This window comes from Mycobacterium sp. (assembly GCF_008709575.1).
GTDB lineage: Bacteria > Actinomycetota > Actinomycetes > Mycobacteriales > Mycobacteriaceae > Mycobacterium.
In genome coordinates this window covers 21,493-34,292 of sequence record NZ_VYIK01000046.1, presented here as the reverse complement: position 1 = coordinate 34,292, position 12,800 = coordinate 21,493, and the positions used below count along the sequence as shown (strand labels likewise).

General features: G+C 65.8%; 10 protein-coding genes, 1 tRNA gene and 1 pseudogene. 5 read left to right on the top strand and 7 right to left on the bottom strand.

The features are described 5' to 3' along the window. Window positions 1-327: 327 nt before the first annotated feature. A complete protein-coding gene (locus F6Q13_RS11850) occupies window positions 328-1,608 on the top strand; it encodes a deoxyguanosinetriphosphate triphosphohydrolase (protein ID WP_293056536.1) in 1,281 nt (426 codons plus the stop codon). Here the strand turns inward: F6Q13_RS11850 and F6Q13_RS11845 are convergent. Together F6Q13_RS11845 and F6Q13_RS11840 are read right to left on the bottom strand one after the other, a co-directional pair. After that, window positions 1,551-2,300: a TetR/AcrR family transcriptional regulator gene (locus tag F6Q13_RS11845; RefSeq protein ID WP_293056534.1), complete on the bottom strand. Its 750-nt coding sequence runs from the start codon at window positions 2,298-2,300 to the stop codon at window positions 1,551-1,553. The genes F6Q13_RS11850 and F6Q13_RS11845 overlap by 58 nt on opposite strands. Next, window positions 2,284-2,598, bottom strand: coding sequence for a hypothetical protein (locus tag F6Q13_RS11840; RefSeq protein WP_293056532.1), 315 nt, complete (start codon window positions 2,596-2,598; stop codon window positions 2,284-2,286). Before F6Q13_RS11840 ends, F6Q13_RS11845 begins: the two co-directional genes overlap by 17 nt. Window positions 2,599-2,719: 121 nt before the next feature. On the opposite strand from F6Q13_RS11840, the gene dnaG reads away from it, so the two are divergent. Next, window positions 2,720-4,621, top strand: coding sequence for a DNA primase (gene dnaG / locus F6Q13_RS11835; RefSeq protein ID WP_293056529.1), 1,902 nt, complete (start codon window positions 2,720-2,722; stop codon window positions 4,619-4,621). An 11-nt stretch (window positions 4,622-4,632) separates the two neighbouring features. Here dnaG and F6Q13_RS11830 read toward each other — a convergent pair whose 3' ends face one another. Continuing rightward, entirely contained in the window at window positions 4,633-4,875 is a 243-nt protein-coding gene (locus F6Q13_RS11830; protein ID WP_293056527.1) for a hypothetical protein, read from the bottom strand. Between the two features lie 150 nt (window positions 4,876-5,025). Between F6Q13_RS11830 and F6Q13_RS11825 the strand changes: the two genes are divergently transcribed. After that, a tRNA-Asn gene (locus F6Q13_RS11825) sits at window positions 5,026-5,101 on the top strand. Between the two features lie 31 nt (window positions 5,102-5,132). On the opposite strand, the gene F6Q13_RS11820 is transcribed toward F6Q13_RS11825, so the two are convergent. Both F6Q13_RS11820 and F6Q13_RS11815 read right to left on the bottom strand, forming a co-directional pair. Next, on the bottom strand, window positions 5,133-5,498 hold the full coding sequence (locus F6Q13_RS11820) for a hypothetical protein (RefSeq protein WP_293056525.1): 366 nt from the start codon (window positions 5,496-5,498) through the stop codon (window positions 5,133-5,135). Window positions 5,499-5,548: 50 nt separating this feature from the next. After that, on the bottom strand, window positions 5,549-7,408 hold the full coding sequence (locus F6Q13_RS11815; protein ID WP_293056523.1) for a fatty acyl-AMP ligase: 1,860 nt from the start codon (window positions 7,406-7,408) through the stop codon (window positions 5,549-5,551). A gap of 802 nt (window positions 7,409-8,210) precedes the next feature. Between F6Q13_RS11815 and F6Q13_RS11810 the strand changes: the two genes are divergently transcribed. Next, complete coding sequence (locus F6Q13_RS11810) at window positions 8,211-9,647, top strand: MFS transporter (protein WP_293056545.1); 1,437 nt, start codon at window positions 8,211-8,213, stop codon at window positions 9,645-9,647. Window positions 9,648-9,661: 14 nt separating this feature from the next. On the opposite strand, the pseudogene F6Q13_RS11805 reads toward F6Q13_RS11810, so the two are convergent. Continuing rightward, window positions 9,662-9,970, bottom strand: a pseudogene (locus F6Q13_RS11805) (MarR family winged helix-turn-helix transcriptional regulator); the annotation flags it as partial. Here F6Q13_RS11805 and F6Q13_RS11800 point away from each other — a divergent pair. Beyond that, on the top strand, window positions 9,851-10,477 hold the full coding sequence (locus F6Q13_RS11800; protein ID WP_293056543.1) for a cupin domain-containing protein: 627 nt from the start codon (window positions 9,851-9,853) through the stop codon (window positions 10,475-10,477). The pseudogene F6Q13_RS11805 and the gene F6Q13_RS11800 overlap by 120 nt on opposite strands. 57 nt (window positions 10,478-10,534) lie before the next feature. Here F6Q13_RS11800 and F6Q13_RS11795 read toward each other — a convergent pair whose 3' ends face one another. Beyond that, window positions 10,535-12,757, bottom strand: coding sequence for an ATP-binding cassette domain-containing protein (locus F6Q13_RS11795; RefSeq protein ID WP_293056521.1), 2,223 nt, complete (start codon window positions 12,755-12,757; stop codon window positions 10,535-10,537). Between the last annotated feature and the right edge of the window lie 43 nt (window positions 12,758-12,800).

Sequence of the window (12,800 nt, the reverse complement as noted above, 5' to 3'; positions counted from 1 at the left end):
GCGACGAAAGCGTTCCCCGAAGGTCCGGCCATGAAGGAGGGTAGAGCTATCAGCGGCTCGGCTCCTCCATTGTGATTGTGACGAGGCTGCAGGACTCGCGTCGAGTGACGCTACGGCCCACGCGCTTGCTCCCTCCAAAGAGGCTTTTGACACCCCGCTTAGCCCGCCGCCTCTCGACGACGAACCGGGGCCTGCTACCCGGCGCTCCGGTGCCTACCGGGACGGGACTTCCACCCGCTAGTCCAGTCCAACTTGCAGGACGCAACATGCTCGTCAATCTAATCGCCGGCGTGGCGATCCCGGTTGGTGCTGGCAGACTGTGGCTCGATGATCCCGCAGGATGCCTACCAGGATGCCTACGACGACCTGGACCGCGAGCGGCTGGTGCCCGAAGCACCCAAGACTGCCGGCTTGCCGGGTACCGATGATCAGCGTCACCGTACCGACTTCGCCCGCGACCGCGCCCGCGTGCTGCACAGTGCCGCCCTGCGTCGGCTGGCCGACAAGACCCAGGTCGTCGGCCCCCGGGAAAGCGACACTCCGCGCACCCGGCTCACCCACTCGCTGGAAGTCGCCCAGATCGGGCGGGGCATGGCGATCGGGTTGGGCGCTGATCCGGACCTGGTCGATATGGCCGGCCTGGCCCACGACATCGGGCACCCGCCTTACGGGCACAACGGGGAAGCCGCCCTTGACGCCCTCGCCGCGACCTGCGGCGGGTTCGAGGGCAATGCGCAGAACTTCCGAATTCTGACCAGGTTGGAGCCCAAAGTCCTCGACAGCCATGGCAAGAGCGCCGGGCTGAACCTGACCCGGGCCGCTTTGGACGCGGTCACCAAATATCCGTGGACCCGCTCGGCTGATCGACGCAAGTTCGGTTTTTACGACGCCGACCTCGAGGCGGCTGCCTGGGTGCGCACCGGAGCGCCTGCTAACCGCACGTGTTTGGAAGCGCAGCTCATGGACTGGGCCGACGATGTCGCTTATTCGGTCCATGACGTCGAGGACGGGGTCATCTCCGGGCGCATCGACCTGCGGGTGCTCGCCGACAACACCGATGCCGCGGCGCTGGGCACACTGGTGCCGCCCGAATTCCCCGGGCTCGGCGCCGACGACGTGGTCGCGGCGGCCCAGCGGCTGTCGGGCCTGCCGGTGGTCGCCGCGGTCGGTAAGTACGACGGAACCCTGCCGGCGTCGGTGGCCCTGAAACGGCTGACCAGCGAACTCGTCGGCCGGTTCGCCTCGGCGGCCATCGCCGCCACCCGAGCGGTCGCCGGGCCCGGTCCGCTGGGGCGCTACCGGTCCGACCTGCATGTGCCCGACCTGGTGCGCGCGGAGGTGGCGGTGTTGAAGATGCTGGCGCTGCAGTTCATCATGTCCGACCCGCGGCATCAACAAATCCAGGCCCGCCAGCGCGAGCGGATTCATCGGGTGGCGCAATGGCTGTTGGCCGGTGTGCCGCGAACACTTGACCCGGTCTTCGTCCCGGCGTTCGACACTGCCGCCGACGACGGTGCCCGGCTGCGGGTCGTCGTCGACCAGATCGCGTCCTACACCGAGGGGCGCCTGGAACGCATCGACGCCGGCCTGCGATCGGCGGCGCAGTAGCTTCGCGGCAGCGCCGCGACCATGGCTTCGACCTGGGTGCGCGTCAACGTGGCGATGCTGCCGTCCGGCAGTCCGAGGATGCGGTCGATGGCAAGACCGTGAAGTTTGTATCGCGTTGTCAGTACATCGATTGCCCGGTTCCGGGCGGTGTCGTCGCCGGCGTCCAACACATCGACGATGTTGGAGTTCGTGCGGGCGGCAAGACCATAAATCATGTCGGCGACACCCTCGGGGTCGAACGTGTCGAAGACGCCGCCTGCGACCCCCTCCGAGATCAGCCCCGCCAACAACGGCAGGTAAAGCTGTTCCTCGACGGTGAGGATCCGTCGGTACAACGTGGCATTGTCTGGTCGCAGTAACGATGCCATCGTGGCCAGCTGCTCTGGCCCGTCCGTCGTCATGTCGAAACCTGCCTGCAACACCGCATTGAGCCGGTCCAGCGCACTACCGCCGCACCGAGCCGAAGCGTCCTCGATAGCGGCGAATGCCGTGCGGGCACTGCGCTTGGCCAGTGCCACTATCAGCGCGTCTTTGGAGGGAAACCAATGGTAGAAGGCACCTTTGGAGACCCCGGCGTCGGCGATCAGATCGTTGAGGCTGACATTGTCGTATCCGTGTCGCAGAAACAGCCCCGTGGCCCGGTCCAGCAGCTCCGCTCGGCGGATATCGGGATGTTTAATCACCCGCGGCATGTGGGCGGTCCTGGGATGTGCGTTGCGGTTTCCAACCGACGTAGGTGAGGTATAGCCCGGCCGAAGCCAGGCAGATGAACAGCACCCAGATCAGCACGGTCGCACCCGAGCTGTAGACCGCCGTGCCGGCGGCGTCGTAGGCCTGCGGGACGGTCAGCAGCAATACGCCCCGAATCGCCAGAAACCAGCCGATGACCGACACGATGACCGCGGCCCCGGGCTGGGCGATGGTGAAGAACGGGCCCATCGCTCGGGCGAACATGCGGGTGCGGATTGGCGACTGCTCCGATGTGCTCATACGTGCCTCCCCGACTCCCAGGTGCGATATACCGACCACTGGTTGGTATACAAGACCGATGGTTGGTGAGCGCATCGATGGTTGAACCGCCGCCCGACCCGATGCGCTCTACACTGAGCCGATGGCCGGCCGCATCTCCGATCGCGATATCGCCGCCATCCGCGAACGAGTCCGCATCGACGAGGTCGTCGGCGACTACGTGCAGCTGCGGCGCGCCGGCGCGGACTCCCTGAAGGGCTTGTGCCCGTTTCACGATGAGAAGACGCCCTCGTTCCACGTGCGACCCCACCACGGCCACTTCCACTGCTTCGGCTGCGGCGAAGGCGGCGACGTGTACGCGTTCGTCCAGAAGATCGAACACGTCACGTTCGTGGAGGCGGTCGAGCTGCTCGCCGACCGGATCGGTTACCCGATCACCTACACCGGCGCCGCCACCAGTGTGCAGCGCGACCGCGGCAGCCGCAGCAGGCTGCTGGCCGCCAACGCCGCGGCGTTGGAGTTCTACGTCGAGGCTCTGGAATCCGCCGAGGCCGCGCCGGCCCGCCACTATCTGACCGAGCGAAACTTCGACGCCGACGCCGCTCGGCATTTCGGCTGCGGGTTCGCCCCGTCGGGCTGGGATAGGCTGACAAAACACCTGCTGCACAAGGGATTCGAATTCAAGGAGCTGGAGGCGGCCGGCCTGTCCAGGCAGGGCCGGCGCGGTCCGATCGACCGGTTCCACCGGCGGCTGCTGTGGCCGATCCGCACGCCTGCCGGTGAAGTGATCGGGTTCGGTGCCCGGCGGCTGTTCGACGACGACCCGATGGAGGCCAAGTACGTCAACACGCCCGAGACCCTGCTCTACAAGAAGTCGTCGGCGCTGTTCGGGATCGACCTGGCCAAACGCGACATCGCCAAGGGGCATCAGGCCGTTGTCGTCGAGGGGTACACCGACGTGATGGCGATGCACCTGGCCGGGGTGACGACGGCGGTCGCGTCCTGCGGCACCGCGTTCGGGGACGAGCATCTGGCGATGCTGCGCCGACTGATGATGGACGACAACTTCTTTCGCGGCGAACTGATCTACGTGTTCGACGGCGACGAAGCAGGTCGAAACGCTGCTCTCAAAGCCTTCGCGGGCGAACAACAGCTGGCGGGCCAGTCTTTCGTCGCGGTCGCGGCCGACGGGATGGATCCCTGCGATCTACGGCTGGCTTCCGGCGACGGCGCGCTGCGGGACCTGGTCGCGCGCCGGACCCCGTTGTTCGAGTTCGCTATTCGCTCAGCATTGGCCCAGCTCGACCTGGACAGCGCCGAGGGCCGGGTGGCTGCGCTGCGGCGCTGTGTGCCGATGGTCGCCCAGATCAAAGACACCACGTTGCGCGATGAGTACGCGCGCCAACTCGCCGGCTGGGTGGGGTGGTCGGATGTCGCGCAGGTGATCGGTCGGGTTCGCGAAGCAGCCCGGCGGCCGGCGCGCGCCGGATCCCGGCGCAGCGCTCCCGCCCCAGCGGCCACCGACGCGGCCGACCCGGCCGCGCTGCGGCCCGATCCCGCTGACCCCACGCTGTGGCCGCAACGCGAGGCACTCAAATCGGCGCTGCAGTATCCGGCGTTGGCCGGCCCGGTATTCGACGCAGTGACCGTCGAGAGCTTCACCCATCCCGGCTATGTCGCGGTGCGGGAGGCGATCGCGGCGGCCGGCGGGACGGGCGCGGGCATCACCGGCGGACAATGGCTGGATGCAGTGCGCCGACGGGCCGCGTCGCCGGAGACGGCCGGGCTTGTCAGTGAGCTGGGCGTCGAAGCCATCCGTGTCGACGACGACGAGAAGCTGCCGCGCTACATCGCCGGGGTGTTGGCCCGGCTGCAGGAAGTATGGGTCGGGCGGCAGATCGCCGAGGTCAAGTCCAAGCTGCAGCGCATGTCACCGGTGGACCACAGCGATGAGTATCACGCTCTGTTTGGCGACCTGGTGGCGATGGAGGCATATCGGCGCAGCCTGCTGGAGCAGGCCAGCGGCGACGATCTCACCGCCTGAGCCGGATCCGGTCAGGTCGCGCCGCGCCGCTTGTGCGGCTCGACGACGCTGGTGACGGCGTCGATTTCGGTCACCATCCGCACGTCGGGTGAGACCCGGTTGGCGATCTTGCGTCGCCCCGCCTCGATCGCCGATCTGACGGTGGGATTGCTGGTCAGAGCGCGATAGGTGCCGGCGATTTGCTCGTAGCGGCGACGGCCGGCTTTCGCGCCCAGCACGTAGCCCAATCCCAGCACGACGACATACCGAATCAAAACGCTCTCCTTTGGACCTGTGGTTCCATCCTGCCTCACTCCAGCGGGCAGATGCGCGTCACCGGTGGATGACTTGGCGCGGCGGGGGCCCCGTAGGCTAGAGTCATCCCTCGTCGCGCGGGTGGAAGTACTCACTCGTGGACCGGGCAGTCCCCTGTAGCTCAACTGGCAGAGCATTCGGCTGTTAACCGAAGGGTTGAAGGTTCGAGTCCTTCCGGGGGAGCCACTGACGATGATCCGGTGCGGCGACGGACTTTCTAATCGTGGTTCTGGTCGAGCCGGGGGAGCACGGACGGCCCCGCCGGTCCCTGAGATTTCCTCGACTTCTGCTGCTTGGCCGCCTGAGCAAGCGCGCTGACGACCGGGTTGGCGGCCGCCATTTCGCGGCGCTCCTGCTCGGTCAGCTCGAAGAACAGCCACGCGCCCCACGCGGCCGGCCGGACGTAGAGCGTGACCTGGCGACGGTTGTGGAACACTGCCGGAATCGCGACAGCCCGGTCGAGCGTTGCCGAGCTGGTCATTTCTTGCTCGATCTGCGCAACGTTCGCCGATTCGTGCAACTCGTAGGTCGGCGCTTGGCCCATCCGGTTGGGCGATCCTTGCAGCGCCAGGAACCACGCCATCTTTACTCCTTCGCTCGCTCGACCAGACAAGCCTAAAGTGTGCCGCCCGGTCAGCTGCTGTGGCGCACGCCTAATTCGCCGCGCAGGTATTGAGCACGGCACGCGCGACGTGCCAACTTGCCGCTGGTTGTTCTCGGGATGGCACCGGCCGCCACCAACCGCACATCTGACACCCGCACCCCGTGCCGGCGCGAGACCGTCGCTCGGATTGCGTCGACCACCGGTTGCGGGTCGATGCGGCCGGCGCCTGGCGCCCGCTCGGCAATGACGACTAGGCATTCGCCGGTTGTCGGAGTGCTGCCTGCCGGCAGGTCCTCGGCCCGCACCGAGAATGCCGCGACATAACCCTGACGCACGGCGGGGGATGCCTCGACGACAGTCGCTTCGATGTCTTGCGGGTAGTGATTGCGGCCATCGAGGATGATGAGGTCTTTGATCCGACCCACAATGTAGAGCTCACCGTCGAGATAGGCGCCCAGATCTCCGGTCCGCAACCAGGCGGCTTCGACCGGCGCTCCGTCCGCGTGGCTGCCCCGGGGAAGCCGGGACTGCAGCTTGTTTTCGAACACCTGCTCGGTTTCTTCTTTGCGTGCCCAGTATCCGCGGCCGATGTTGTCGCCGTGCAACCAGATCTCGCCGATCTCGCCGTCGGGCAATTCGACATTGGCGTCGGGGTCGACGATCACGGCCCATTGGCATGGGGCTATCCGACCACAGGAAACGCAGGGCACGGCATTGGGGGCATTCGCGGCGACCGGCACGGCACGGCCGCTGCCCAACCGTTCACGATCGAGGAACACCGCTTTTGCCTCGGCATTCGCGTCGGTGGTTGACACGAACAGCGTGGCTTCTGCCAGCCCGTACGACGGTTTGACCGCGGTAGCGGGCAACCCGTACGGGGCGAAGGCCTTGTTGAACTTCGCGATCGAATCGATGCTGACCGGTTCCGATCCGTTGATCAGGACAACATCACTCAAGTCGATGTCATCGCCGTCGCCGGGAAGGCCGCGCTGGGTTGCCAACTCGAACGCGAAATTCGGCGCCGCCGTCACCACACGACCATGTCGCGACTCCGCGGACAGTGCATGGATCCACCGCTGCGGCCTCCGAACGAACGCGGTCGGCGACATGAGTGTCACGTGCCCGCCGTAAGTCACCGGGAAACCGATCATCAACAGGCCCATGTCGTGATAGAGCGGCAACCAGCTGACACCGTGGATGTCTTGAAGTTCCAGGCCGATCGCCATGATCATCTGCAACAGGTTGGTCCCGGCAGCACGGTGGCTGATCTCAACACCGGCCGGGGATCTGGTCGAGCCCGACGTGTACTGGAGGTAAGCGATGTCATCGGTGGCAAGTGCGACGGGGGTGAACGTGGCACCCACCGAGTCCGGCAGGTGATCGATAGCGATGATGCGTGGTCTGCGAGTCCGCGGGAGACTCCGGACAAAAGTCGCGATGGCGTCGCTCCCCGCAGCGGTGGTGAGCACCACCGTGGGCTCGGCATCGGCGAGCACCGCGTCGAGACGTTCGGCATGACCGGGCAGCTCGGGCGCAAACAGCGGCACCGCGATGGTTCCGGCCTTGATCGCGGCGAAGAACCCGGCGACGTAGTCCAGGCTGTGCGGTGCAACTATGGCGACGCGCTCCCCGCGCGACGTTACTTGCTGCACCCGGGCAGCGATCGCTTGCACTCTGGCGCCCAGCTGGGCCCAGGTCCAGTCGATGCGCTCCCCTTCGACGTGGCGCGCGTAGTCCAGGTAGCGATACGCGGTGACCCCGCCGAAATGCGCGATGTTGTGCTCGAGCAAGGAGACGAGGTTGACGCCCTCGGGCAAGACGATGCGGCCAGCCGAGTCCAGGTAGTCTTCCACCTTCAGCCGAGCCCCCCGACTCCGAGTGTGATTCATAAGCGAAGTTTAAGAGAACGTCGGTCGGTGTCATCGCACGGCGTGCCGATCTGGGCCGGGTTTGTCGGTGGTACCGGAACTGACGACGACGGCAGCTCCGCCCGCAGGCTGTGGATCGGTCTGGTCGGCGCGGGTGGCTGCCGGCGCCATCGCCAGCACAGTCCGCGGCGAGCATTATCGTCAGGAAACCCGACGCTAATTTACAGACTCCATCCAGGTTCTCGGCTCCTTGTGATGTTCGGCACAGTTGTGCCCGAAGGTCTGGTGCCGCGCCGCTGTGTTCTTTGGCCGTTACTCGTAACAATTGCTGGTTGTCAATTCACAAAGCCATCTTGGGGGATGGCGGCGAGGACTATCAATTGTCGGCCGCGCAGTGTTGTGCCATCTGATCGCAGCGCCACCGGCCTCACGCACCAGCAACAGTCACAGTTGCGCCTCTTGCGCACGCGATATGGCGAGAGCGGCGAGAATTAGGTACTCGATACTGTCTCCGAACGGCACTGAGTGACGTTGTTGTCGAGTTTGCTGGCGCGTGACTGCCAGGCTGTTTCGCGCGGTCAGGTTGCGGATGGATCGGTCGGGACACAACGGCAGCGCGGCTGGGTTTCCTGGAAAAATCCTGTGCATCGCCCGGTTCGGCTTCGCCTGAACGGCGGCAATGGGCCGGGTCTGCTAGAACTTAAAAGTCACGGAAAACTGGGAACGCCGAGGCCGTTTCGACCAGTCGATCCGCTATGACCAACCAACGCCGGTTGTCGTGACGTGGCGTCCATCAGCATGATCGTTGAAAGGCAAACGCTATATGGCGCGCAGGCAGCGCATAGCAGAGTGGAATCCTGAAGACACCACAGGCTGGGCGGCGGGTAACAGCCGAATCGCTCGTCGCAATCTGATCTGGCAGGTTGTGACCGTGCATACTGCCTTCTCGATCTTTTATCTGTGGTCGGTGATGGTGCTGTTCATGCCGCGCGAGGTCTACGGATTTTCGACCGGCGACAAGTTGCTGATCGGCGCCACCGCGTCCCTGGTCGGTGGCCTGGCCCGAATACCGTACGCGATGGCGGGCGCCCGGTTCGGCGGCCGCAACTGGGCGGTGCTCTCGTCGATGGTGTTGCTGATCCCCACCGCCGGGACCATGTGGCTGCTGGCCCACCCCGGCCTGCCGTTGTGGCCGTATCTGGTGTGTGCGGCATTGACCGGCTTGGGTGGCGGCAGCTACACCTCGTCGATGGCCAATGCCGAGGGTTTCTACCCCCAACGGCTCAAGGGATTGGCGCTCGGGCTTACCGGTGGGCTGGCCAACCTCGGGTCGGCGGCCGTGCAGATGGTGGGTCTGCTGGTGCTGGCCACCGCGGGGCACGAAGCGCCGTATCTGGTGTGCTCGTTCTACCTGGTGCTGCTGGCCGTCGCTGGTCTTGGCGCTGCGTTGTTCATGGACAACCTGCACTACCGCATCGACATGAGCCATTTCAAAGCCGCCCTGAAGGTGCCCGACTCGTGGGGGATCGCCGTGCTCTACTTGTGTGCGTCGGGCTCCTTCCTCGGTTTCGCGTTCGCCTTCGGCGAGGTTTTGGAACACAACTTCGTGATCAGCGGGCAAAGTCACGGGCAGGCGGCGCTGCACGCCGCCCAGGTGGCCTTCATCGGGCCGCTGCTGGGATCGCTGGCGCGGGTGGCAGGCGGCCATCTCAGTGACCGCTTTGGCGGCGGTCGTGTCACCGTGTTCGTTTTCGGAGCCTCGATCCTGGCCGCTGGGCTCCTGGTCGTCGTCAGCACCCACGACGACCTCACCCGCGGCCCGGGCGAACCCGTGACACTGGCCACGACCATCGGTTATGTCGTCGGGTTCATCGCATTGTTCGCCTTCTGCGGCGCGGCCAAGGGGGCGGTCTACAAACTGATCCCGACGATGTTCGAACTGCGCAGCCGCACCCTGGACGTCAGCGACGCCGAACGGCGGCACTGGGCGCGGGTAATGTCGGGGACCTTGATCGGGTTCGCCGGCGCTTTCGGGGCGCTCGGCGGGGTGGGGATCAGCCTGGTGCTGCGCCAGTCCTACGACAGTGCCGGCACCGAGACACCGGCATTTTGGATTTTCTTCATCTGCTACATCGCCGCGACCGTGCTGGCGTGGGCGCGCTACGTGCGGCCGCAGCGGGCAGGCATCCCCGAAGCAGTCGGGGAGACACCGGAAAGATGGCCGCACTCGCCCGCCGCCGTGGAAACGGTCGGTAGCTGAAGCGCGCCGGGCGGTCAGCTCGTCAGATCGCCGGCGTCGTTTCGGTGAGGTTGCGCAATATCCTGCGCAGCAGTCGATCCAGCAGTGCTTTGTCCCGGTCGGACAGCCCGGATAGTAACCGGGTTTCGTTGGCAACGTGGTCCTCGAGTGGCTTCCACCAGGTGGCGGCCACGCGGTGTGAGCACAACCAGATAGCTGCGACGATCGACGGGATCCAGACGGCGCTCCACCAGGCCAGCGGTTTCCAATCGGTCCAGTCGGTTGGTCATGCCGGCGCGGGACAACATCAAGGTGGCCGCGAGTACCGACGGGGTCAAGACGAACGGCGCACCGGCGCGGCGCAGGGCTGCCAGTACGTCGAACTCGCTACGCCGCAACCCGTGGCGCGCGAATACCGCTTCCACGGCCCGATTCGCCCGCAGGTAGATCTGGGCGAGGCGACCGAAGATGGCGATGGTCTGAAGGTCCAGGCCCGGGCATTCGCGCTCCCACTGCCTCAGCAGCACATCGACCGCATCCGGCTCGTTCTTGCCCACATCGTGCTCGGCGGGGAATTGCAGGTGCTCACCGACGATCGGATACATCTCGCCCGCGAAGGTGATCTGTTATTTGTCCCACCCACGATCACGCACGCGTTCGCAGCGCCAACCGGCCAGTCCGCCGACGTGCTCATCGTCCTCGCCCCGGGCGTCGAGCGATTCGACTACTTCCGCTTGCTGGCGCGGCTGCGTGACGGCCACGCCACCATTGGGGAACTGCTCGACAGCCAAGAACGTTTCGACAACCACTTCACCGACAGCGCAATCTGGCAGCAAACCCGCGTCCGATGAAACCACCGGCTGGACTTTTCGATCGGCGACCCGGCCATCACTATGCCGTCGGAGTGCTCATCGTGGTCGTGACGTGGTGCCGGTCGGCGACCCTTGTTCGCTCAGCGACCTTCGCAGTCGCCAGCACACGAACAGGATCCACATAACCCCCAAAGCGATCAGCATCGCCATGTCGAACAACCACCAGCCGGCCGAGTGCGTCCATGACTGGTCGGAGCTTGCCAGCGAATTGATCTCGGGCAGGTCGACGGTCGAGGCCGCCGCCGCGAATCCCCATCGGGAGGGCAGCAGCCACGCGAATTGCTCTAGCCCGAATCGGCCATTGAGCGGAAAAACGCCGCCGCAGAAAAGAACTGAGATCAGGACAACCAACACCGCCATCAGCAGCAGCTGCGCGGCATATCCCGCCATCGATGAGAGAGCTAGCGCAACAAGAGCCGACACGATAGCTGTGACAACCACGGCCAGGTAGAGCTCGAGCATCGGGGTACCGAGCAGGACGGCACTATGGCTGGGCGCGCCTTTGCCGGCGACGGCAACAGTGGTGGTTACCGCGGCCTGCGCCATCGCAATCAAGCTGTAAACACCGATCTTGGCGGTCAGATAGGCGGTTGTCGACAATCCATCGGCGTGTTCTCGACGAAAGGCAGCCCGTTCCCTGCGTATGTCGCGAATCGTCGATGCCGTACCCATCACGACAGCCCCGAATATCAGCAGAACCAGAATTTCGAGAGCCTCATCGGGACTGTTGCCGTACAGGTCGGCCGGGCCGAGGCCAGTATGGCCGGGCACCAGCAGCACCAGCCCGCCGAACAGCACCGGCAATAACGTCAGAAAGATCAGATAGCGCTGGTCGGCGATGACGAGCCAGGTCTGCCGGCGCATCGCCAGGGCGATTTGGCGCCCCAGTGCGATGTGGGCAGGCCGAGTAAGCGGCTCGGCCGCAGCAGCCGGAGCTTGTTCCGGCAAGGCTCGCTGGTGGCCGGACACGAGCAGGCCGGTTGAGTTGAGCGTCAGCACTTGGTCATAGCCATCGAATTGATCCACCGAAGTCGTCGAGACCACCACGACCCGGCCGGCGGTCGCGACGCGGCGCAACGCCGCCACGATTCGGCGTTCCTGCGCCGTGTCAAGCCCCGCGGTCGGTTCTTCCAGTACCAGCACAGACGGGTCGGTGAGCAGTTCCGCCGCCGCCGATGCGCGCTTGCGCTGCTCGCGGGTCAACGTACCGACCTGAACGGTGCGAAGCGCGGTCAGTTCCAGCTCGCCAAGGACCCGATCGACAACTTGACGTCGGTCATTGGCGGAAGTGTTTGGCGGCAAACGTAATTCGGCGAGGTATCCCAGGGCTTGTTCGATGGTGAGCTGCGGGTGTAGCAGGTCGTCTTGGGGCACCATCCCGATCCGGTGCCGCCGCATGTCCTCGGCGTACAGATCATGCCCGTCGATGGCGACTCGTCCGGCGCCGGGCCGCAGCACGCCGCCGACGATTCTGACAAGACTGGTACGCGCTACCTCCGATGGCCCGATTACCGCGCTCAGTGTGCCGGGCTGTGCGGTGAACGAGATGTCGGCCAACACCGGTTGCCCGGCGACGCTCAATCCGACCCGGTGCACCTCCAGACCCGCGAGGTGTGGCGTTACCGGCCCGCTCGGCTGAGGCGGTTGCTGCTGCGGCAGCCGCGGTAACCGCAATCGTTGCGTGGTCAGCTGCGAGGGCGGTTCCAGGGTGCGCCGGGACTGCGGCGGGGACTGGGGATCGCGAAAAGCTTGGGTGGGCAACTGCGAAGGACGAGCCAATCGCGGCCGTGCATCGACCCGGGGCGGTTTGGGCTGGCTCGGTCCGGCCGGCCGCTCCGGCCGCGCTGACCACGGCGGAAGTTGCCCGGGAAGGGGTTTGGGCTGGCCGCTCCGCTCAGACAGTCTGTCGACACCCGGCGGGGGAGTCGACGTTGGCGCCGTCGGCCGGCCAATCTCGAATGCCAAGCGCAGCCCGTGCCGCGGGTCGCCGAGAGAGATAGCCAGGCCGTTTCGGATGAGGACCCGTGACATCCGCACGCCGTCGACGTAGATCCCGCTTTGACTGTGGTCGATGGCCACCCACCTCCGACCGTCGTGATGCAGCACCACATGGGTGGGCGAGGTGGCCGGGCCGGTGCCACCGAGGCGGACGTCGCACCGGCTGTCGCGGCCCACGGTCACGTCGCGACCCGCGGGAAAAGTGTAGTGGCGCGGTCCGACCCAGACAGTCAACGGTGACGCAAACGCCTCCGTCGGCATGGTTACCACCTTTCGCACCGATCATGTTGGGTCGATCGATGAC

Coding starts and splice junctions, on each gene's coding strand:
- F6Q13_RS11820 (WP_293056525.1), bottom strand. CDS start 5,498: ATGGCGTGGTTCCTGGCGCTGCAAGGATCGCCCAACCGGATGGGCCAA.
- F6Q13_RS11795 (WP_293056521.1), bottom strand. CDS start 12,757: ATGCCGACGGAGGCGTTTGCGTCACCGTTGACTGTCTGGGTCGGACCG.
- dnaG (WP_293056529.1), top strand. CDS start 2,720: ATGGCCGGCCGCATCTCCGATCGCGATATCGCCGCCATCCGCGAACGA.
- F6Q13_RS11850 (WP_293056536.1), top strand. CDS start 328: ATGATCCCGCAGGATGCCTACCAGGATGCCTACGACGACCTGGACCGC.
- F6Q13_RS11815 (WP_293056523.1), bottom strand. CDS start 7,408: ATGAATCACACTCGGAGTCGGGGGGCTCGGCTGAAGGTGGAAGACTAC.
- F6Q13_RS11810 (WP_293056545.1), top strand. CDS start 8,211: ATGGCGCGCAGGCAGCGCATAGCAGAGTGGAATCCTGAAGACACCACA.
- F6Q13_RS11840 (WP_293056532.1), bottom strand. CDS start 2,598: ATGAGCACATCGGAGCAGTCGCCAATCCGCACCCGCATGTTCGCCCGA.
- F6Q13_RS11845 (WP_293056534.1), bottom strand. CDS start 2,300: ATGCCGCGGGTGATTAAACATCCCGATATCCGCCGAGCGGAGCTGCTG.